This is a genomic window from Hahella sp. KA22 (assembly GCF_004135205.1).
Taxonomy (GTDB): domain Bacteria; phylum Pseudomonadota; class Gammaproteobacteria; order Pseudomonadales; family Oleiphilaceae; genus Hahella.
The window spans coordinates 3,464,262-3,484,422 of the sequence record NZ_CP035490.1; the positions used below are offsets into that span (position 1 = coordinate 3,464,262).

Below are 20,161 nucleotides of genomic sequence, written 5' to 3' on the forward strand. Positions count from 1 at the left end.
GCGAACGGGACGTCAACCATGCCTAGCAACACAAAAATCTCGCTTAACCCCGGCGCCTTGGAGGCCGCGGTCTTAAAACTGATTAATTCGGTGAACGAGCAGGGGCAGTTGCCGGCGTTGCTCGAAATCTACATCGAGAGCAACGAGATCGAGAAGTCCCGGTTCACGCCGGAAGTCAAAGCGGCGATGATCGATTACCTGCTGGATCGCGGCGTACAGATCGACGACATCGACAAGCTCAAAAAGGGCGGCTACGACGAACATTTCGCGCTCGCCTATGACTATGCCCTGAGCACTGCCGGCGGCGAGGACGATCCGCTGGACGCGGCGCGGCGTAAAGGCGGCGGACGCGGTTTCGGACAATGGGACTTCACGGTCGATCACTTTGATGATGTGGAAGAGCAGGGCGTCGTCAAAGAGAATATTCTGGCGGCGGGCGCATTGGATTACATCTTCGAGTTTGGCGAACGCCTGGGCGTATTCCGCCTGGTGGATGCGTTGGTGTTGAACTGGGCCGCAGGCTCCATCGATGTGGTGGAAGGTCCGGCGGCCGCCCGGTTATACCGTTACTGGAAGCTGCGGGAAGAGCGCGCCTCGCTCGACGAACGCGGCATGGTATTTCGTCGGGTGTTGAACAAGGGCTCCACCGAAGTGCTGTCGCGCATGGTGGTCAACGAACCTTTCCCCTTGTTGTGGCGCAATTTGATGGCGGAAGTGGCGGAATACATCGACAAGACCGAAAAAGTCGACGACGGCGCCGGGGAGTTCTCTCCCGTGTCCCGCTCACGCATCTATCAGGCTACCCGTGAGCTGCAATACAACCTGACGGAATACTGCACCGGCATGGCCCACGTGCAGGCGCGGGAATTCTATGCGCAACTGCAGGAGTGCTTCGAAATCCTGAAGGATGACGAAATCATGTCCTACTTCGGCGGCAATCGCCGTAAGAGCCTGTGGACGGTGATCGAACGGCTGTCCAAGGAAGAATTTGGCGCATCCCCCAATATCGCTGCGCATCGCTCTCTGGCGGTGGACGGCAACCGCATCTTCCAGTGGATCGCCAACTTCAATGAAGCGGCGGTGCGGCAGGAGGATTTCATCGCCTTCCTGCAGGCGGCCGAATCCTACATCCTCAACTTCACCTCCGCATCGGATCAGGAAATAGATGAGTTTGCAGAAGAGGATGATTTCGAATTCGCCGACGAGGATGACGATTTCTAACCCAGGCCAACAGGGAGCCCAGTCGCATGAGTGAACAGGCTATCAAAGACATTGCAAGAGAATATACGCGCAGGACTTTGGCCCAGTCGGCCACATTTCACCAGTTGGGGGTTGAAGACCAAAAGGCCTTGTATCTGGACGTTTATCGGCAGAACTACCAGCAACTGGCGCAGAACGCCAATGGCGGCGCGCATCATCCTGCGCCCTATGGGCGTCAGCAGAGTCTGCCGAGTCAGGCCATGGCGGGACCCAAAAAAGCCAGCGATATGATCGACGACGATCGCCATAAGAACGAACGCATTGATCAGGCTGGCGAACAGGCGGGCGGCTTTATTGACGAGGTGGATTTTCCCGGCTTCGTTAAAGATCTGCTCAAAGGGGTGTTCGACGCCAATCTGGAAGTCACCCTGGCGCAGATGGAGTCGTATCAGAAGCTGTTGAAGGCGGCGACTCAGTCGGTATCCAAGTTCATCAACGCCATCGACGACTCCGCTTCCTTCGGCTATCTGGCGGAGAACAACAGCGATGAATTCGGTTTGGACTTCAGCGATGAAGAAAACGCCGACGGCTCGCGCAAAGTGGTGCTGACCGACAGGAACGGCGATCCAGTGGACCTGGGTGATAATCAGGTCAAAGCCCGCATCATGGACGCCAAGATTCAAATGGCGAAAGAACAGCGCGCCATGCTGCGGGAAACCATTTTGATGGGCATCACCCGTCTGGTGGTGGAGCGCGGCAACGTGAAGGCGTCCGTGCTGTTCGACATCAAGGCGACTGAGCAGGTGCAAAAGGCGGACAAGGCGGCGTTGCAGGAGCTCAAGTCCTCCAGCAACAGTGTCAGCGCCAGCGGCGGCCTGATTGGCGCTATCTTCGGCGGACCCAAGGGCGGCCATACTTCCAGCACGCGCAAAACCAAAATCTCCGTGGCCAGCGCCAAGAGCGTGGCGAATACGGAGCTGGCGGCGAAAGTGGCGGGCTCGGTGGATATCACCTTCAAATCCGACTACTTCAAACTGGATAACTTCGCCGCGCTGTATCAGGGCGGCAATGACGGCGGCGCCCGCCTTGGTCCCTCGCAGCAGGTGGCTGCGCAACCGGGTGCGGCGCCGGCAGCCGTTCCGCCAGCGCCGGTAGCGGGAAGATAAACCGTGGCGCTGGCGCTGATCCTGGCGATACAGCCCGGACCCGAAGGCGTCGCAGTGCGGTTCGACATTGGTCATAACCGTTATCTGCGTTGGAGCCTGGGGGAGGGTGAGAGCGAGACCGCCAACGGACTGCCGCGACTGACCGGCGCGGCCGGGCGCTCCAGCCTGATTGGTCCGTTGCGGCCGGAGGCGAGGGGGCGCGGCGAGTTCGTGATCCCCCGCGCCATGCTGTCGCGGGAGAAGCGCGCGCTGCAAATCACCAGCTACCGGGATGACAACGGCGCCGGTCCCGCTATCTCTGCGGTGGAAACCTTGCCGGTCTCCCTGCTCAGTGATCTGGGCGGCGAGCCGCCGCCACCGGCGGGATTAGCGTTAGGGGCGACACAGGCAAACAGAAAGGACAGCATCATGACAGCCGTATCCCCTGCATATCAAAGACAGACAGCCATGGCGCGGCAAGTGGACAACGCGCCTTTTCATCTACGGGAAAGGCGTTTGAGCCGACCAATGTTCATCGATGCGATTGTGGGCGCGCTGCCCAGCCTGTTGCCTATGCTGGCGCCGGCGATCGGCTCTTTACTGGCTGGCGTGGCGCCGGCAGTGGGACAAGTGGCGGGACAGGTGGTGCGCAGCGTATCCGGCGGCGCGCCGCGTGCGGACGCCGGAACCCAGACCGCGGTGGCGCAAATCGCCAATCTGGCGGAACAGGCTCTGCGTGCGGCGGGTCCTGCCTCGCAACAAATACTCACTCCCGAAAACATGCGCCAGATCATGCAATTGATTCAGGCCGGCGCCGCAGCGCAAGGCGGTGCGACCGCCCGCGCCCGCGCGCTCTCGATGCGCGGACCCCGCCGTCGTCATCTCAGTCTGGCGCGCTCTCAATACAGTCAGGCTCAAGTCGCTCCGGCGTTACTGGCGGCGCTGCCTGCATTGATGCCTTTACTGCAACAGGTGCTGAGTCCGCAGACGGTGCAGAGCATCATCGACGCGCCGCAGCGCATGACCGGCCAGATCATCAACGGCATCACCGACTTCGCCCGCCTGGGGTTACAGGCCGACCAGCAACTGCAGGAACATCTGCGCGCGCTCAATCCGGGAGTGGACGATCCTGCGCTGCATCAATTGCTGGCGGGACTGAGTCTGGGTATGACCGCTCGCCGCGGGCGCGACTACAAGCGCGTCCGCAGTGTGCGCCTGATGCTCGATCATGCGCCAACGCAAGTGGTGTTCGGGCGGGAAGTGTCTCTGTATCAACAAGGCGCGCCCCTGCAATTTCCAGTATCGCTGGAAACGCCGCAACCTATTCGCGACGCTGAGCTGATGTTGCAGATCAAACAGGCGGACGATTTGCGTATTGTGCATGAGGACGCCGAACCTGTTGGCGATGTCAGTTCCGGCCCGCTGGAGATCATTCCCCGCATAGAAGGGGACGTCTCGGCGCGTTTGTCGCCGCAGAAAGATTATATCGTCGTGCTCACCCTGATCTGGCGCAACAGCAAGGGGCAGAGCCGGGGAACCTCTGTGCAGCACAGCGTCAGTGTGATGGGAGACTATCGTTTTGACAGGGTGGAGGAAACCGGTGAACTCATCCCTCTGAGCGACAGGGAAACCTATCGGGATTACTGGCATCGCCTGTGGGAGGCTCCGTTTGACAGCGACACGCGGCGAGTGGATATCCAAAGCAGGTACTTCCTGACCCTCAATCCGGAGCGCAATCGCAACGCACGACTCGATTCGGACGTGCGCACGGAACAGGAAGGACCGCGAGCCACTATCCGTTTACGCAGCGGTTATGAATACAGCCTGTATGCGCTGAACCACCTGATGACGCGACTGGCGCCGGATCAGCAAGCGCTGAGCGATGCGGCGCTGGAGGCGCTCAACGGCGCGGACTTTGTCGAGCGTTTTAATCAGGCGGCGCAGCATCAGGGGCAAATCCGCGGACGTCCCGGCGAGTCCGCCGCATTGTGGGCGTTTCCCGTTTTCAAGATGCAGACCCTGGTGATGGTGCGGGCGGGAAATGTGGATGAAAACGGCGTAATCAGCGGCCTGTCGGAAGAGCGCATACGCTTCCCCATGCCCGCCATGGTGCATTTTGTCGGAGTGAAACAAGCATGAAGAACAACAATTCCCGGCCGCGCCCCCGGCTTGGCCCCAGCTCGTTCTCCGAGCGCGATATCGCGGATCAGTTCCAGGGGCTGGAAGTGGAGTTCAACGACAAAGTGACGTTGTTTCCTGTGCAAGTGGAGCGAAATACGCCGCCGCAGCGCAGGCGTTCACTAAGAAGCAGTCTGCATTAAGGCGGGAACTTAATGGCCATGAATGACGCAATGACCCCGGACCCGAATGTGGCGGCCATTACTCCAGAGGAGACTCGGGAGTCCTGGCTGGAGCCCGATCAGCAGGGATTGGTTGAGGAAGACCGCTTTCCTGGTCTGGCGGACATGCTGGAGGACTTTCTCACGCCGCAACTGGCGCTGGATATCGACCCGGCCCAGCCGGATCAACTGTTGGGTTTGTATGTCGAGCGTCTGGCGCTGGATCTGCCCATTGAGTTGCAGCCGCGACGGGATGAGCATGGCGTTCTGACTGTGGGGGTAGCGCCGCCGACCCAATGGATCGAAACCAGCGTGCAACCGGTGTTGCACAGACTGCGGGTCACTCTGGAGTTGAACGACGATGACGACGCGTGAAAGCAAATCCTGGAATCTGGAGCAGTTTCTGGACTCGCTGATCCTGGAGCTGGATAAAGCGCAGGACACACTATCCCTGAAGGGGCTGACGCGCAAGCTGACCTATACCGTAAAAGATGTGGCTCTGGATCTGAATATCTTTCCGGTGCTGGAGGACGGCAAGGTGAAGTTCCAGATGGTGAAACCCGGCGAGACCGGCGGCTCGCGGATTTCCTTTCAACTAGGCTCCATCACCGACCGGCAAATTCGCGAAAACGTAAACGAGCCGCCCAGCAAGGATGATCTGCAATTGGACACGCTGGAAGAGATGGACGAGGAAGTGAAGAACAGTCTACGTAAAGTCGGCGTCACCTCAACCCGGGATTTGGACAAGCTGAGCCGGCGCAATATCAATATTGAGAATGTGGTGAAGGATAAAACCGGCGGTGAAAAAAGCCTGGACTATTCCGATCTCGCCAATCTGATCAACAAGGCGCGGCGGCGCAAATTGTCGCCGCAACTGTCGACGTTGAGCGCCAAAGAGCAGGAGGAAGCGGTGGAGCTTACCTTGCGCGGCAGTAACTTTGTCTTGCAGCAAAGCGCCAGCTATCCGGCCGCCATGGTTAACAACCAGAAAGCCGAAGTTCTGCATGCGGACGCCGGCGAGTTGCGACTGAAAGTGCCGCGGCAGGCGCTTAAAGATGGCGACAATGCTCTGGCCATCGCCCTGGACCCTTATGCGGTGATGCAATTGAATCTGCAGTCCTGAGGATAAGGTTTCGTTCAGAGGAAAAAGACTAACGGAGGCGCGGTAGCGATACCCGCCAAACAAATATTGACTGGATAAGAACCATCGGAGAGGACGCCTCTATGGGACGAAGTCTGCGATCACTGGAGCAATCGCTGGCGCGGGACGCCCGTCCTGAACGCAGCGACGCCAGAGGACTCAAACGTGAAGACCTACGACGGGGAGCGGGCATGTCTGCGTCGCCTCCTGGGTATCGGGAGCAAATCGAGGTCGTGCGCGGTCAACGCGTCGCCCAGCCGACCCGGAGCCTCAGGGCGCTGGAGGATCGCGTGCTGGGACGTCGGCCTTCAGCGCCCGCGATGACGGAGAAGCCGCCGCAACGCACCATGTTGCGGATGGATCAGGAGCAGGCGCCATCGCTGCCTGCGCCCGCACTGGAACAGCCCCCCTTCGCGCCAGCGGCGCAGTCCTGGAGCGCTTCGCAAAGTTATCAGCCCAATTACCAGACAAGCTATCAAACAAGCTACCAGGCAAGCCATCAGACAGGCTATCCGCAACCGGCGGCGGGCTCTCTGGCCTACGCCCCTGAATTCTCCGCGCCAGATACGGGACGCTTCCGGGTGGAGCCTTTTGAAGAGCCGCAGGCGGTATCGCAAAGTCGCGCACTGAGCGGCCCCACTTCGCCGGACGACTTATTTCGGCCTGACCCCGCTGTAGCGTCGCCCGCGCCTTCCAATACCACGCCCACCTACGCGCCAACGTCCCAGCCAAGTTTACGGACGGAATCGCCCAACGGCGGTCAAGCAGCGCCTCCTGCTTTAGTCAGTCGGCAGGAGGAAGAGGATGACCTTAACTGGCTGGCGGACTCGCAACCGCAGCGGGTGACGGCGGCGAGCAAACAGGCGCTGGATGCGGGACTGGCGCTGGCGAAAGACGATTTCGAACGGGATCTGGCCGCGATTCTTGGGCATTCGGCGCCCGCCGCGTCTGGGGCCGCCGAGCCGCCGTTGGCTTCACCGGCGCAACCCGCACCGCCTCAGACGCCAAATATGGCGGGGACGCCACAAAGCGAGGATCAGGCGCCCGCTCGTCCTACGCATGATATTTTCGATCAGATGGGGCTGGCCATGCGTTATGCGAACAGCTTCGATTTGGGCGCTGTGCCCTTGAAGGAGCGTTTTGATCAGTTTGAGAGAGAGCTGCAGGAAACGCCTTCGCAGCCCCCGCAACCGTCGGCGCCGCCGACTGTGCAAAGTCCATTCGTGGACCCCATGAATCTGGATGAGTTTGATCTGGTGGCGGAACTGGCGGAGATCGGCGCTGAGCGTCCATCGCAGGCCCCCATCATGGAAACCGAAACAGACAACAAGGCAAACCGCACTGAAGAAACAGCAGGTGACGACAATGAGCAACCGACTGGCTGATCTGGAACAAACACTGGCGCCGCGCGCGCCCGCTCGCTCCAAACCCAACAAGCAACAGAAAATGCGTAGCGCGCTGGATCGTATGCAGCAGCCACAACCCACTCCGCAAGCGCCCAGCGCGCCGCCTGTGGGGCAGGGGCTCAGCGCCCGTGTGTCGCGTTGGCCGGGGCGGGGACGTCACGCCGCGCGCAGCTTTTCAGCCATCAGCTATGACGTGCCCGGTAATTTCTGGGTCATGGCGCAGCCCTCCGGGATGACCTGTTGGGCGACGGTCTTCACCATGCTGAAGAGTTGGCGTTCGCAGCGTCAGTTGACCATTGAGCAGGCGCTGGCGACGGTGGGCGAGCGCTGGGTGAATATATTCCGCGCCAATGGCGGTCTGGCTGGTGACGATAAACCCACTTTTATATCCACCTCCGGTCTGGTGGCGGAGCCGCCGCAAAGCTATAGCCTGGAGGGCTGGGAAGGTCTTTTACGCAACTACGGACCGGTGTGGGTGACTACCGACGAAGCCCCAGGGGAACCCTGGGCGATACACGCCCGTATCATCACTGGCATTCACGGCGATGGCACGCCGGAAAACACCAAGTTCAAGATTGTCGATCCGGCGGGCGGCAGACGCTATGAAGAATCCATCGCCGTGTTCATTCCCAAGTACGAAGAAGAAGTGCGCCGCACCGGTTATATGCGCATTCAGGTCGTGCATTGGCAGGCGGACGCGGTGAGCGAACAGCGGGCGATGTCCTACGGTCGCAGTCTTCCAGCTCCGTCCCGCAGTTTCAGTGCTCCAGCGGCTTTTGGGCACAGCCGCGCTTTTGACTATACCGACGCGCTGGCTGCGCACCGGCAGGCGATGGCGATGAATCAGTCCTTTGATGTGCGTTATAACGTGCAGCTGGTGCCGCAACAAACCGGCTTCTCCTGCTGGGCGGCGGGATTCGCCATGATTGTGGGCTGGCGCGAGCAAATAAGCATTGATCCCTCTGAAATCGCCAGAGCGGTGGGCTATTGGTCGCAGTATCAGAACGGCCTGCATCCCGAGGATCTGCGGGTGATGAATGTGTGGGGCTTCACCCCAGAAGCGCCGCAATCCTACATGATCGAAGCTTTCGTCGATCTGCTGCGCAATTATGGACCGCTATGGATCGCCACGGCGGAGCCCGGCCCGCATATCCGAGTGATCACCGGCATCCATGGCGACGGCACGCCGGACGGCACGATTCTGCATATCAATGATCCCTGGGAGCAGGGCATGAGCAGCTTCCGTCCATCCAATCGCGGTTCTCAATACACGGAAACCTATCGCCAGTTTGAGCAGAAACAGGCCACCCTGGCGGGCCAGGAGATGAGCTACAAAGCGCCCATCTACATCGCCCACTTGCCCAGTCTGCCAGACTGGATGCGTAATCCGGCGGCGCAGAGTTTCTCCGCCTACGTGGGCCACTCCATCGCCATGGAAGCGCCCAGCAATCCCGCCAATTATCGGTTGCTTACCTCTGGAACCTGGAACAGCAATACTTCGTTGCGCGTGCAGGGCGGGCAGGGCATGTGGTTCAAAATCCGCAACGCCAACGTGCTGGGAACCACCATCACCATTACCGATCAGGCGGGGCAGACCAAACAGTCCATCATCCTGCCGGCCTCCAGCGTCGAATTCGTCTTCGCCATCTTCGGCTCAGAACCCATGGGCTGGCGCTTCGACATCTCCACCAACAGCGACGCCTTCATCGTCACCTGGGAACTCTGGAGCACCTGGGTTCCTGGTATGCCGCCGAATGGGTGATTGTGTAAGTATTAAGGGGAAATCTGAATACGTATGCTTGCATTTCTCTTGGGGGCGTTAATTACGATCTTGCTTGGCAGAGTTACTGCGTATCTGGTGAGTAGGGTTGGAAAGGAAATAAGACATAGCAACCAAGAATTGAGTGTAAACGAGGACTGGCGGAGGTTTATAGGAGGAAATGAAGGGGGCTATATTTTAGGATGCCTTGAGCGAATCTTATTTTATTGTGTGCTATGGGATGATAAGCCAATAGTCGTGGGGGGCTGGCTTGCTTTCAAAGTTGCCTCAAAATGGCAGGTCTGGGCTAACGTGATATCGCTTCCGGAAAGCATAGATGGGCTTAGTGATATTGATCTGAAAGTTGCCAAAAGAATTTGGGGAAATGAACTTATGGCAACTTTCTTAGTGGGTACTTTATCCAATCTTGTCATAGCATTATTAGGTGTTAAAGCAGGTAAGTCATTCCAAGATATAGTTATCTCTATTGTTGAATTTATTGTTTCACTCTTTACGTAGTTTCATTTATACCAAGGTAAGTGTGATGTCTGGAAACACTGTCCGCCTCCACCGCGTATTGCGTACGACGTCGGAAAAATCTATCGCGCTTTTCTTGATCCGGATGCGATGGCCAGATGGCTGTCGCCGAATGGGTTTGTCGGTAAGGTGCATATCACTCAGGAGAACATACCGGAAATGATCCCCTTGGAAGCTTGCTACCTGGGCTGGCAGGAGTCTTTGGAACACTTGGCGAAACTGGTGGAGCCTGAGATACCGGATTGACCTGGAGTCCTCGCGCTTGAGGGTTCCTTTTCCACGAATTTGTCCGATATAGTGAATTCCAATCCGCGCAGCTTGTGTCGCGCATAAAGAACTCACTCAAGGAATCTCTATGTCGGAAAAGATGAAAATGCTGGCGGGTCAGCTCTATGACCCGACTGATCCTGAACTGGTGGAAATGCGCCTGAGCGCGCGTTTGCTGACGGAGCAACTGAATTCCATCAGCGCGGTAGAGCCGGATGCGCGCAGGCGTCTGGTCAAAGAGCTGTTTGGGACCACTGGAGAGAACATTTTCATCGAGTCTTCTTTCAACTGTGACTACGGTCGCCATATCCATGTGGGTGAAAACTTCTACGCCAACTTTGGTTGCGTCATTCTGGATGTGGCGGAGGTGCGTATTGGCGACAACTGTCTGATTGCGCCCCAAGTGGGCATCTATACCGCCACCCATCCTATCGATCCCGTGGAGCGCAACAGCGGCAAAGAATTCGCCTTGCCCGTCACTATCGGCCACAACTGCTGGATCGGCGGACATGCGACGATCAATCCGGGCGTCACCTTGGGGGATAACGTAGTCATCGCCTCTGGCGCGGTGGTGACCAAAAGCTTTGGGAATAATGTGGTGATCGCGGGAAATCCGGCTAGAGTGATAAGAGACATACCGTAGGTTCGTGGCCAAGCCCGGACCCCATACGGTAAGAACAACATGCGCCGCAAAGGCGTTGGCGCCGGAGGGGGAATATTATGCTGGAATTGAATCGGGAACGATGGGCGCAGTTATCGCATGCATTCGGCGAGGCGGGAGATATTCCGGACATGCTGCGAGAGCTGGCGAAAATGCCGCCGTCGGATACCTTTGAATCAGAACCCTATTTCTCGCTTTGGAATGCGCTCTGTCATCAGGGGGACGTTTATACCGCATCCTATGCGGCGGTTCCTCATATCGTCGATATCCTGAGCCGGAATCCCCAGGAAGCGCCGATAGACTTCTTTCTGTTGCCCGTATCAATAGAAATCACCCGGCTTCATGGTCATGGGCCTGATTTGTCGGCGGAACTGGAGGAGGGCTATCACAACGCCATCGCCATGTTGCCGGGCCTCGCCGCCAAGGCGAAACCGAAAGATGAAGTCGGCGTGAGAGTGTTGGCTGCTGTAATGGCGGTTGTACATGGTGAGGCTGCAATGGCGGAAGCGATAATGGAACTAAGTCCGGAAGTCATTGAAGATTTTATGGAAGAGATATAGCAGGCTTTTATTGGTGATGAGTTTCTTTTTCAATATATATTTCTACTTTTCATATTTGATTCATTTTTGAGACAGGTCGACATTTAGGTTTAAATAGCGAAAAAGCAGAGACGAATATCATCGAATCTGCTTTTTCTTTCTTATAGATCCTGTCTGGATCTAATCATTAATCCAGCCAGTAAATGTCTTGTACTGTGATTAAAGTACCTGCTTGAGAGTTCATGGAACCTTCGCGCAGATACACTTTCTCACCCACGATTTCCACCCACAGACCGTCCAGCTTCATCGCGTCTTGCTGGTTGATGCTGAAGTTCAGCAGGTAGTTACCGCCTTCTGGCGTACGCAGGCTGATATCGGCGAAACGAATGTCTTTAGCAGGCTTGGTGACGACTAGTTTGCCGCTCAGCGTGACGATGTTTGGCGTTACGTCAGTCACGCAGGCGCCGCTTTCTTCAGAGTAAACGCGGCCTTCGTCACAAGAGCAGTGGCTGGGAGCGCCCCATGCGCCCAGATCACGGGTGCAGACCTGAGGATAGCGGCCTTGTCTGCCAAGGTCGTTGTAAGCAGTTTGAGTCAGACAGGTGCCGGTGACTTCGCTGTACACCTCGTCTTCAGGGCACTGGCAGATACTGGCGTTGCCCCAGACGTTGATATCCATGGTGCAGATCAACGCATCGGTTTTACCTTCCGCAAACGCGGGCAGAGTGAAAATACAAAGACATGAAAGCAGAGCCAGTTTAATTAATCTCATTGTTACCTCTAACCTGTAATTTTAATTTCCATATATTGAAATATTTTGGCAATAAATGAGCAGAATATAGTCTGACCAGAACAGGAGTTAGAATATATAAAACTCATTGACTGCAACGGCGCGCATTGTAAGAAGGGAAAATAAATCCGCCTATCGTATTTTCTACGAGTCGCTGAAAATAAATGACGAAAAATTAAAAATATGCGGTTATATAAAAGGCGATTTGATGCGAATCAATTATGAAAAACGATATGTGGTAATTATGTAAGTGTATCGGTATTAACGTATTGTATATAGGGGTTTAAATATTGATTTGCGTAAGTGTATCAAAGGGAGTGCGGCGCTCTGTACGAGCGCCGGAAAGGAGTCTTTATTGTCCTGCAACGCCAATAACGGATTTGCCATTGCATTGGGCTCCGCCAGCGCCACAGGTCAAGTTCATGTCGGTCTGGTCATAAACCATTCCGAACAGAATTTGACTATTACCGAGGGGAGAGGCCGCAGCGATATGGGCTGACTGGGCGGCGCTGAATTCTGTGAATCTCAGCTTTTTCGCCGCGTTTGTAACTTGCAGCAACAGGCCGGCCGTGACGCCGTTAGCCGAGCTTGTTGAACCGGCAAACAGAAATTTACCAATATCCAGCGCCTGGAAATCGACGGCCGCCTCGTCCTGTTTATGGTCGATTAATTTGTAGTTATGCAGGTTTCCGTCTGATGCGAACTCAGCTAAAAAGAAGTCTCTTTCAATGCCCCCGCCTGGTTTTTGCACGGCGGCGTCGCCGCCAATCCAAATTTCGCCATTCTGCACGACAACTCCACCCAAAGATTCGTCAAACTGTTTATCCAGCAGCAGTGTATCCAGATAGTGGCCCTGGGTGGTCAACAGCGTGACGGCGATGTCTTCATCATTGTCGCCTTCATTGAGGTTGCTCTGTTGCAGCATACGGCCAAAGTGCTGCTCATAGACGGGTATGAAGGCGTCCTTGGTCTCAAAGGCGACGGCGATGCGATCATCTCCTTCCGAGACCGCTATCCTGGCGAGAAGCGGTCTGACTCTGCGCCACATCGCGAAATGGGTGGGCATAACCTGATGATCCCAGGACTGGGATAAGTTCAGGTTCATGGCGTATACCTTGATCCCGTACGTATAGGCAAGAAGATATACGGCGTTAGCCTCCACTTTGATGGAAAGCTGTGCGTTATTAGGAAGTGTGGGATAGTTTCCGTAGTTCAAATCCGCGACGGGAATCGTGGTGATCGTCCCGTCTTCCTGAACATCGTACTCAATCAGGTCTGCTGCATCCGGCGCGTCGACCAGACGGGTTTCCGCCAGGGCGTCGCCTTGCATGGAGAACTTGCTGAGCACGACATAACTGCGCTCGGGATTGGCCGGCAGCTCAGGACCGGCAGGTTGCAGTCCCACCGTTATCAAATTCCCAAGAGGTGTAAACGCAATGTCTTTGAAGGCGGTCAGCCCATCCTGTTCTTTGCTGAACAGCAGATCTCCCTGCGGTGCAAGACACTCCAGCTTGCTTGTCCATGTGTTGTCTGCAGTGCTTTGGGCATAGGTGTAGCAGACGGAGCCGTCAGGTCCGTGTGCGACCTTCGTTATCTGATTTCTGATGTCAGAAGAAATATTGCGATAGTTCGCACGGCCGGACCACATGGCGCTGTCAGGAAACTGTCCTGTCGCCGGACCAGGGTCGACCACTTCAGCAGGTTCTGGCGTGTTTGTCTGACCTGCCGCTCCGCCTGAGCTTCCAGAACCTCCGCCGCACGCCGCGAGGGAAAGCAGAGAGAGCAGGGAGGCGAAAGTAACGATGCCTTTTGTCACAGAAGTACTCCTTGTATTAAGCGGCGGCGATACCGGAAGTGAATGGTTCTGTGGGCGCCAACCGCGATGGGAAGGCGAAGCAATCTACCGTCTAGTGGTTTGAATAACAAGAAAAATGTCATGTAAATGACCGCTGGTCACTAGTCGCGCAGGAGGTGTGCAGGAGTTTTTTGAGAGCTTTTCCGTTATAAGTAAGCGCCAGCCGCCGACACGATCAGTGTAAGTAATAACGGAACGCCAACCAGCAGGGCCGGTAAAGTCAGCGCGTAAAAAACAGGCCTTGCTACGACTGATCTGGCGTTGGAGGCGAATAATGCGGACAGGATCAGCAAGCCTTCTGTCAGCAGCAAATTGCTCCCTATGCTCTTGGCGGCGCCGATGCTCTCGTCAAACAATAACGCGTTTATGCTGTGGGCGGCAGTGACCAACGCGAGGCAGGTGAACCCAACCGCGATGACTACTCGTAACCTGGACAGGATGGATAGATAAACGTTTGCTTTGGTCATGGATAAAATGGGCTCCAATTCGCACGAGAGTGGTTGCATGCAATACATGCCTGGGATGGGGCTATTCTATCGCGCAAGGTCGCGGTCATTGCAAAAGAGTTTATAATCGCTTCGCTTTTTTACTCATAAAGGAATGCCATGATGACCAAGGAAAAATTCGATGGTCTTGCAGAAGACTATGATCTGTATCGCCCCCGTTATCCTCAGGCGTTAATGGGGATTATCAAGGACGCCTTGCCTGAGCGCGACTCCTTGAACATTGCGGATGTCGGGGCGGGAACGGGCATCGCACTGGAAGGGCTGATGCCGATACTGGGTAATCAGCATCGTTATTATGCGGTGGATATTTCCGCTGACATGATTGCGCAGGGGCGGCGCAAGTTTCCTGATGTGGATTGGCGCATGGGAAAGGCGGAGGAAGTCATCCCGACATTACCGAAGCTTGATCTGATACTGGCGGCGCAATCCTTTCAGTGGATGGACCGTCCCCAAATGCTGGCGGCGACTCGACAGGCGCTATCTTCCGATGGCGTATTCGCCGTCATTCAAAATAATCGCCACTATCAAAACAGCCCGTTCCTGGATGGCTACGAAAGCTTACTGGAGACATACAGTCCAGGATACAGCCGCCACTATCGGAGTTTCGATTTTCAGGGGGAGATCGCAGACGCGTTTACCTGTCCGCGTGATGCGGTGGCGTTGCACTCACACTACTGGACGATGTCCATTCCCGCCTCAGCCTTCGTCGGCATGAGCCGCTCTTCAACACAGGCGCAACGCGCACTGGCGGCGGACGAAACACACTTTCTACAAAGCCTGGATGCGTTGCTGAACCAGTATATGCAAGACGGAAATATTGAGTTGAGCTACGAGAGCCAGCTGTTTCTGGTTCGGGTGGGTTAATCAGGAAAGGCTTGCTTGCGGAAAAATCAAAAGGGGCGGAAATAAACTTCAGCCCCTTTCTGTTTGACTTATACGTCCATGCCCTGAGAGCGCAGGTATTCATCATAAGTACCGGCGAAATTGATCACGCCGTTAGGTGTGATGTCGATGATTCGCGTGGCGAGTGAGGAGACGAATTCGCGGTCGTGGCTGACGAAAACGACGGTGCCTTCGAACTTCTCCAGAGAGAAGTTGAGGGATTCGATGGACTCCATGTCCAAGTGGTTGGTGGGCTCATCCATGACGACGATGTTGGGGCGTTGCAGCATGATTTTTCCAAACAGCATGCGGCCCTGTTCGCCTCCGGAGATTTTGGTGACCGATTTCTTGATCTCATCGCCGGAAAACAGCAGCTGTCCCAGAATGCCGCGAATCACCTGATCATCATCTTTGGGTTGGCGCCATTGGCTCATCCACTCGAATAAGCTCATGTCTTCAGCGAAATCAGCCGCATGATCCTGTGCGTAGTAACCAATGGACGCGCCTTCCGACCACTTCACGACGCCTGCGTCCGGCTTGACTTCATTCATCAGGCAGCGCATCAGCGTCGTTTTACCCGCGCCGTTGGCGCCCAGAACGGCGACTTTTTCACCGACTTCAATCATCATGTCCAGCTTTTTGAACAGGCTGAGATCTTCATAGCCTTTGCTGAGACCTTCCACTTCCAGCGCCAGGCGGAACAGTTTCTTTTCCTGGTTGAAGCGGATATAGGGGTTAACCCGGCTGGAAGCTTTAACTTCCGATAGCTGGATTTTCTCCATCTGACGAGCGCGGGAGGTCGCCTGTTTGGCTTTGGAGGCGTTGGCGGAGAAGCGGGCGACGAACTGCGCCAGGTCGTCCAGCTGCGCCTGCTTCTTCTCATTCTCAGCCAGCAGCTGCGACCGGGCCAGTGTCGAGGCGGCCATATACTGGTCGTAGTTGCCGGGGTAGAGGCGAATCTCGCCGTAATCCACATCCGCCATGTGCGTGCAGACGCTGTTCAGGAAGTGACGGTCGTGGGAAATAATAATCATGGTGCTGTTTCTGGCGTTCAACACATCTTCCAGCCAGCGGATGGTGTTGATGTCCAGGTTGTTGGTCGGCTCATCGAGCAGCAGCACGTCTGGATCGGAAAACAGCGCTTGCGCCAGCAGAACCCGTAACTTCCAACCGGGAGCGACCGCACTCATCAGGCCATAATGCTGCTCGACGGGAATGCCGACGCCAATCAACAATTCACCCGCGCGGGACTCGGCGGTGTAGCCGTCCATCTCTGCGAAGGCGCCTTCCAGGTCAGCGACTTTCATGCCATCCTCATCGCTCATTTCCGGCAGGCTGTAGATGCGATCCCGCTCACGTTTCACTTCCCACAGCTCGGGATAACCCATGATGACGGTGTCGATCACGGAGTAATTCTCATAAGCGAACTGATCCTGACGCAGCTTACCTACGCGGGCGTTGGGTTCAATGGACACGACGCCGGCGGTGGGGCTCAAATCGCCGCCAAGGATTTTCATAAACGTCGACTTCCCGCAGCCATTCGCTCCGATCAAACCGTAGCGGCCACCGGGTGAGAATTTGACGGAGACGTTTTCAAACAGCGGCCGGGAGCCGAATTGCATGGTAATGTTCGCGGTACTAATCACAGCATTGTCCAGGAAATAAACAGAAACGGTCGCGCATGATAGAGCAATCGCCGCTTAGGGCCAAGTGTGGTGGTGTGATAATGTGTGAAAGGCCTTTTTATGCGACGCTGATTTAGAAAGCATTTATCGGAAATATTTTGTTAATTTGTGTAAGGGTGTATTGATTAATTGGTAAATGCTTCTAAATGGATTGTAGTTGCATTTTGGTTACAAAAGTTTGGGAAATGTAAGTTGATCACAGTGCTGAAAGAAATTAATCTAAAAATATAAATCCCTATATAGTTCGTCAAACAAGACGGACTGTCTTTTATTGACTCTTCTTAACTGAATGGCCACTCACCAGGAGGCCAAGGAATCGCATGGAAATGCATCAAGCCAGTCCGTTTTTAATTAATCTATTGCAGGCGCGCTAGCTTGTTAATGAGTTCCTCCCCGTTGTAACCCAGACCTATTGGATTGGCTACAAAGCAGGCTCTCTGTGGGCGTAACTTGCTCGCTGTCAGCCATATGGGTCTTCTTCGTCCCTGAGCCTTTGACAAGGTGTAGTTTAAGGAAAATATATGATTACTAAAGTAGACAGTAAGTCACTGAAGAATGCGTCTCTACTGCGAAAGTCCACATTGGCCGCCATGACTGCGTTTTCGTTCAGCGCGTTGGCCGATCCCACCATCCATGATATTGATGTAACGCCAAAAGTTTATCCTCCATACTATACGTCCACCGGGCTTGGAATTACCAAAGGCGATTCGATTCAGGAAGCATTGAATATCTGGTGGGAGCTTTATAAGCGCTATTATAAAGTTAAACCATACGGCAAGCTGGACTGTGTTTACTTATTAAGATCTAAAGAAAGCGGCAATATTGTCGCCAACGCCAAATTGGCTTTGGATTGCCACGGCGGCGTCAATATCTATGGTACGCCTGCCTGCCCTCAAGGCTATGCCGAGCTGGGGTCAATGTGTAAGGCGGATGGCGTGATACCAGACAAGAATCGCCCTGACAGCTGTCCTACAGTGGCGGACTCTGTCAGTCTTGGCGTTGGCGAAACATTCTTGCGGGAAGTGGACTATCTGGATGCCGATAATTCCTTGCTGTTTTTCTCCCGCATGTACTCAAGCCAGGCCTATGCGGACATCAACACTGTGTCAGGGTGGCGTAATGCCTACTCCAGACGGGTCAATTATCGAAACGTTAACAAGGTAAAGATCGCCGAAGTCGTTTCAGACGAGGGGCAAGCGTATTCATTCACTCTGGATGGCGATAAATGGGTGAGCGATCCTGACGTCAATGTCAGCCTGCGTCTTTTCAAGGGTGACTCCGGGCTGAACATGTGGGAAGTGAAACGCGACGGTCTGGTCGAGGTTTATGACAATACCGGAAGACTGTTGTCCGTGAGCAATGCTTCAGGGGAAGGAGTATCCCTGTCTTACTATCCTAAAACCGATCTTGTACAGGAAATCGCCGCTACCAGCGGGAAGAAACTGCAACTCTTCTATCAAGGCGCTTTGTTGAGTTCGGTGGTTGCTCCCAATGGACAAGAATTTGTATACGAGTTTGACGCGAAAATTAACTTTGTGTCGGTTTCTCGTAAGGACAATGCTGAAGCGTCTCCGGTTCTACTGAAACGTTACCATTATGAAAACGCTAAATACTCTCATCACATTACCGGCGTAACTGACGGCTCTGACGCATCGATAGCAACCTGGACTTACGACGAGCAAGGAAGAACGCAATCCGCTGTATCTGTAAATAACGCGGATAGCTATACCATTGTGTATAACGAAGACGATTCCGTCACTGTCACCCGTGATCAGGACAAGCAAACCACTTACTTCTTTGAAACTATCTATGGCGTTCGCAAGGTCGTGCGAGTGGATGGCGACGCGTCCAGCAGTTGCGCTACCTCTGAAGCGCTTTACACCTATGACGTGAATGGGTACCTGGATACCGTGACGGACAAAAACGGTCTTATCACTGACTACGATTATAACGATCGTGGCGAGCTAGTAAGGCGTGTGGATGCTAAACACTCCCCGGCGGAGCATGCTGTTACCTTTGAGTAAGAAGTTGGCGGTGCGTTTATTCATCCGTATGAGTGAGTAACCAGCCTGTTAATCGGATTTTAACCCTTTAATACAGCCGCCTCGCGAAGAGGCGGCTTGCTTTCCTGCTTCTATGGCGCCCTTGATTGATTTGACCCAGGTCGCAATTCTCCAACCCTCCGCCAAAAAGCTTTTGCCTGATTTCACGGCGAGGGTGCATGATCTCTTCTGAATAACGTTCAGTTAACTGTTTTATCGGTCGATGTGCGGCCGGTTATAACCTGCAGTATTGCGGACATTCAGTATTCAGCCGCCGCGATAGGTTTTTAGAAGCTATCGATAACAACAATGGAAGGGGGCAGGGAGTACTGTGAACGCAATATCTAAGGAGTTGGAGCAGGGATTTTTCACGCAGTCGGTGATCGGCGATCAGCCTTATCCCAGTTATGAGTTACGCAATATCCTGGCGTGCCTGGAGGAGTGGGGCGACGTCGAGTTTGTGGAGTCTGTTTTGAAGCAGGTGGGGCTGGACTGGGAGCGCTTGTGGGAAGAGCCTTCCATGCCCACTCATCGATTGCTGCAAACGCTGGATCTGGTGCGCGAGCGTTACGCCACTCCCGGTTTGGGATGCGCCATCGGGCAGTCCTACACGCTGGCCAGTCTGGGGGAAATCGGCGTACAGGTGGCGACCTGTCGGACGCTGGGCGAAGCTCTGGTGTTGGTGGAGCGCAACTATGATCAGCTCGGCGTGGTGATGGATAAATCGCTCACCTTACAGGGCGATCAGGTGGTGGTGCGGCATTACAATGTCAGCGGTCTGGATCACGAGACGCTCGATTTCCTGATGGAGATCTGTATCGCTGCTTTTTTCACTGTCGCCAGAGAAGTGGCCGGGTTCGACTTTCCATTGCGCTATGTGTCTTTTACGCGAGAACCGCCGACGGACCAAAAAATATATCGTCTGGTATTCGGCGATCAATTGCGTTTTTCGCAGCCTTTCATCGAATGGGCGTTTGACGTGCGCTTGTTGGAGCAGCCTGTGCGGGTGTGTTTACCCGATGCGGCGCCGATGCGGGAGCAGCCGACCTATCTGCAGTCCACCGCTTGGGATGAGACCAGTCTGGTGCAGCGCATCAGCGACATGCTTTACGCCAGTCGCGGCTTTCCTGAGTTACCGGAAATCGCCAGGCGACTCAATATGAGTCCACGCACTTTGCGGCGCCGGCTGGCGACGGCGGGGATCAATTATCAGCGGCTGCTCAATCGAATACGGTGCCAGCAGGCGATTGCGCTGTTACAGGAAGAAGCGCTGGCGGTGGATGATATTGCAGACAGGCTGGGGTTTACGGAGGTCGCCAACTTTCGGCATGCGTTCAAGAAATGGCTGGGACTGCCCCCGGGGGCAGTCCGTTCGATTTAGCTCTAGGGTGTCGCAAAAACTGGTTT

General features: G+C 55.1%; 19 protein-coding genes. 15 read left to right on the forward strand and 4 right to left on the reverse strand.

Translation table 11 applies throughout. The annotated features are described in order from the left end of the window. Nucleotides 1–18 precede the first annotated feature (18 nt). The 12 genes from EUZ85_RS15525 (at nt 19) to EUZ85_RS15580 (ending at nt 11,015) form a co-directional block, all read left to right on the forward strand. Nucleotides 19–1,221 carry a hypothetical protein gene (locus EUZ85_RS15525; RefSeq protein WP_127970145.1) on the forward strand — a complete coding sequence of 401 codons (1,203 nt, stop codon included), beginning with the start codon at nt 19–21 and terminating at the stop codon, nt 1,219–1,221. A gap of 26 nt (nt 1,222–1,247) precedes the next feature. Continuing rightward, the gene (locus EUZ85_RS15530; RefSeq protein ID WP_127970146.1) at nt 1,248–2,366 is read left to right on the forward strand and encodes a hypothetical protein; all 1,119 of its coding nucleotides are present in this window, start codon (nt 1,248–1,250) and stop codon (nt 2,364–2,366) included. A 3-nt stretch (nt 2,367–2,369) separates the two neighbouring features. Next, nucleotides 2,370–4,484: a hypothetical protein gene (locus EUZ85_RS15535; protein ID WP_127970147.1), complete on the forward strand. Its 2,115-nt coding sequence runs from the start codon at nt 2,370–2,372 to the stop codon at nt 4,482–4,484. Next, a complete protein-coding gene (locus tag EUZ85_RS15540) occupies nt 4,481–4,666 on the forward strand; it encodes a hypothetical protein (RefSeq protein WP_127970148.1) in 186 nt (61 codons plus the stop codon). The genes EUZ85_RS15535 and EUZ85_RS15540 overlap by 4 nt, the downstream gene beginning before the upstream one ends. 18 nt (nt 4,667–4,684) lie before the next feature. Further along, nucleotides 4,685–5,059 carry a hypothetical protein gene (locus tag EUZ85_RS15545; protein ID WP_127970149.1) on the forward strand — a complete coding sequence of 125 codons (375 nt, stop codon included), beginning with the start codon at nt 4,685–4,687 and terminating at the stop codon, nt 5,057–5,059. Further along, on the forward strand, nt 5,046–5,807 hold the full coding sequence (locus EUZ85_RS15550) for a hypothetical protein (protein WP_127970150.1): 762 nt from the start codon (nt 5,046–5,048) through the stop codon (nt 5,805–5,807). Before EUZ85_RS15545 ends, EUZ85_RS15550 begins: the two co-directional genes overlap by 14 nt. Before the next feature lie 101 nt (nt 5,808–5,908). Further along, on the forward strand, nt 5,909–7,210 hold the full coding sequence (locus tag EUZ85_RS15555; RefSeq protein ID WP_127970151.1) for a hypothetical protein: 1,302 nt from the start codon (nt 5,909–5,911) through the stop codon (nt 7,208–7,210). Beyond that, nucleotides 7,191–8,993 (forward strand): papain-like cysteine protease family protein, encoded by a 1,803-nt coding sequence (locus tag EUZ85_RS15560; RefSeq protein ID WP_127970152.1) that lies wholly within the window; start codon nt 7,191–7,193, stop codon nt 8,991–8,993. Before EUZ85_RS15555 ends, EUZ85_RS15560 begins: the two co-directional genes overlap by 20 nt. A 33-nt stretch (nt 8,994–9,026) precedes the next feature. Further along, nucleotides 9,027–9,509, forward strand: coding sequence for a hypothetical protein (locus EUZ85_RS15565; protein ID WP_127970153.1), 483 nt, complete (start codon nt 9,027–9,029; stop codon nt 9,507–9,509). A 108-nt stretch (nt 9,510–9,617) separates the two neighbouring features. After that, nucleotides 9,618–9,773, forward strand: coding sequence for a hypothetical protein (locus tag EUZ85_RS15570; protein ID WP_241567049.1), 156 nt, complete (start codon nt 9,618–9,620; stop codon nt 9,771–9,773). Nucleotides 9,774–9,882: 109 nt separating this feature from the next. Continuing rightward, complete coding sequence (locus EUZ85_RS15575) at nt 9,883–10,437, forward strand: sugar O-acetyltransferase (protein ID WP_127970154.1); 555 nt, start codon at nt 9,883–9,885, stop codon at nt 10,435–10,437. A 77-nt stretch (nt 10,438–10,514) separates the two neighbouring features. Next, the gene (locus EUZ85_RS15580; protein ID WP_011397673.1) at nt 10,515–11,015 is read left to right on the forward strand and encodes a hypothetical protein; all 501 of its coding nucleotides are present in this window, start codon (nt 10,515–10,517) and stop codon (nt 11,013–11,015) included. Nucleotides 11,016–11,181: 166 nt separating this feature from the next. On the opposite strand, the gene EUZ85_RS15585 is transcribed toward EUZ85_RS15580, so the two are convergent. From EUZ85_RS15585 to EUZ85_RS15595, 3 genes are all read right to left on the reverse strand, one after another. Further along, on the reverse strand, nt 11,182–11,766 hold the full coding sequence (locus EUZ85_RS15585; protein WP_127970155.1) for a hypothetical protein: 585 nt from the start codon (nt 11,764–11,766) through the stop codon (nt 11,182–11,184). Between the two features lie 370 nt (nt 11,767–12,136). Beyond that, nucleotides 12,137–13,600, reverse strand: coding sequence for a hypothetical protein (locus EUZ85_RS15590; RefSeq protein ID WP_127970156.1), 1,464 nt, complete (start codon nt 13,598–13,600; stop codon nt 12,137–12,139). A 185-nt stretch (nt 13,601–13,785) separates the two neighbouring features. Then, a complete protein-coding gene (locus EUZ85_RS15595; RefSeq protein ID WP_127970157.1) occupies nt 13,786–14,106 on the reverse strand; it encodes a hypothetical protein in 321 nt (106 codons plus the stop codon). Nucleotides 14,107–14,244: 138 nt separating this feature from the next. Between EUZ85_RS15595 and EUZ85_RS15600 the strand changes: the two genes are divergently transcribed. Further along, nucleotides 14,245–15,009, forward strand: coding sequence for a trans-aconitate 2-methyltransferase (locus tag EUZ85_RS15600; RefSeq protein ID WP_127970158.1), 765 nt, complete (start codon nt 14,245–14,247; stop codon nt 15,007–15,009). Between the two features lie 68 nt (nt 15,010–15,077). Here EUZ85_RS15600 and EUZ85_RS15605 read toward each other — a convergent pair whose 3' ends face one another. Beyond that, on the reverse strand, nt 15,078–16,673 hold the full coding sequence (locus EUZ85_RS15605) for an ABC-F family ATPase (protein WP_127970159.1): 1,596 nt from the start codon (nt 16,671–16,673) through the stop codon (nt 15,078–15,080). Between the two features lie 560 nt (nt 16,674–17,233). Between EUZ85_RS15605 and EUZ85_RS15610 the strand changes: the two genes are divergently transcribed. Together EUZ85_RS15610 and EUZ85_RS15615 are read left to right on the forward strand one after the other, a co-directional pair. Continuing rightward, on the forward strand, nt 17,234–18,736 hold the full coding sequence (locus EUZ85_RS15610; protein WP_127970160.1) for a hypothetical protein: 1,503 nt from the start codon (nt 17,234–17,236) through the stop codon (nt 18,734–18,736). 349 nt (nt 18,737–19,085) lie between these two features. Beyond that, on the forward strand, nt 19,086–20,135 hold the full coding sequence (locus EUZ85_RS15615; RefSeq protein ID WP_127970161.1) for an AraC family transcriptional regulator: 1,050 nt from the start codon (nt 19,086–19,088) through the stop codon (nt 20,133–20,135). Nucleotides 20,136–20,161 lie beyond the last annotated feature (26 nt).

Excerpts from the sequence above, each read along its gene's own strand:
- EUZ85_RS15525 (WP_127970145.1), top strand. The coding sequence starts at position 19 with ATGCCTAGCAACACAAAAATCTCGCTTAACCCCGGCGCCTTGGAGGCC.
- EUZ85_RS15530 (WP_127970146.1), top strand. The coding sequence starts at position 1,248 with ATGAGTGAACAGGCTATCAAAGACATTGCAAGAGAATATACGCGCAGG.
- EUZ85_RS15540 (WP_127970148.1), top strand. The coding sequence starts at position 4,481 with ATGAAGAACAACAATTCCCGGCCGCGCCCCCGGCTTGGCCCCAGCTCG.
- EUZ85_RS15545 (WP_127970149.1), top strand. The coding sequence starts at position 4,685 with ATGAATGACGCAATGACCCCGGACCCGAATGTGGCGGCCATTACTCCA.
- EUZ85_RS15550 (WP_127970150.1), top strand. The coding sequence starts at position 5,046 with ATGACGACGCGTGAAAGCAAATCCTGGAATCTGGAGCAGTTTCTGGAC.
- EUZ85_RS15555 (WP_127970151.1), top strand. The coding sequence starts at position 5,909 with ATGGGACGAAGTCTGCGATCACTGGAGCAATCGCTGGCGCGGGACGCC.
- EUZ85_RS15560 (WP_127970152.1), top strand. The coding sequence starts at position 7,191 with ATGAGCAACCGACTGGCTGATCTGGAACAAACACTGGCGCCGCGCGCG.
- EUZ85_RS15565 (WP_127970153.1), top strand. The coding sequence starts at position 9,027 with ATGCTTGCATTTCTCTTGGGGGCGTTAATTACGATCTTGCTTGGCAGA.
- EUZ85_RS15570 (WP_241567049.1), top strand. The coding sequence starts at position 9,618 with ATGGCCAGATGGCTGTCGCCGAATGGGTTTGTCGGTAAGGTGCATATC.
- EUZ85_RS15575 (WP_127970154.1), top strand. The coding sequence starts at position 9,883 with ATGTCGGAAAAGATGAAAATGCTGGCGGGTCAGCTCTATGACCCGACT.
- EUZ85_RS15580 (WP_011397673.1), top strand. The coding sequence starts at position 10,515 with ATGCTGGAATTGAATCGGGAACGATGGGCGCAGTTATCGCATGCATTC.
- EUZ85_RS15585 (WP_127970155.1), bottom strand. The coding sequence starts at position 11,766 with ATGAGATTAATTAAACTGGCTCTGCTTTCATGTCTTTGTATTTTCACT.
- EUZ85_RS15595 (WP_127970157.1), bottom strand. The coding sequence starts at position 14,106 with ATGACCAAAGCAAACGTTTATCTATCCATCCTGTCCAGGTTACGAGTA.
- EUZ85_RS15600 (WP_127970158.1), top strand. The coding sequence starts at position 14,245 with ATGATGACCAAGGAAAAATTCGATGGTCTTGCAGAAGACTATGATCTG.
- EUZ85_RS15610 (WP_127970160.1), top strand. The coding sequence starts at position 17,234 with ATGATTACTAAAGTAGACAGTAAGTCACTGAAGAATGCGTCTCTACTG.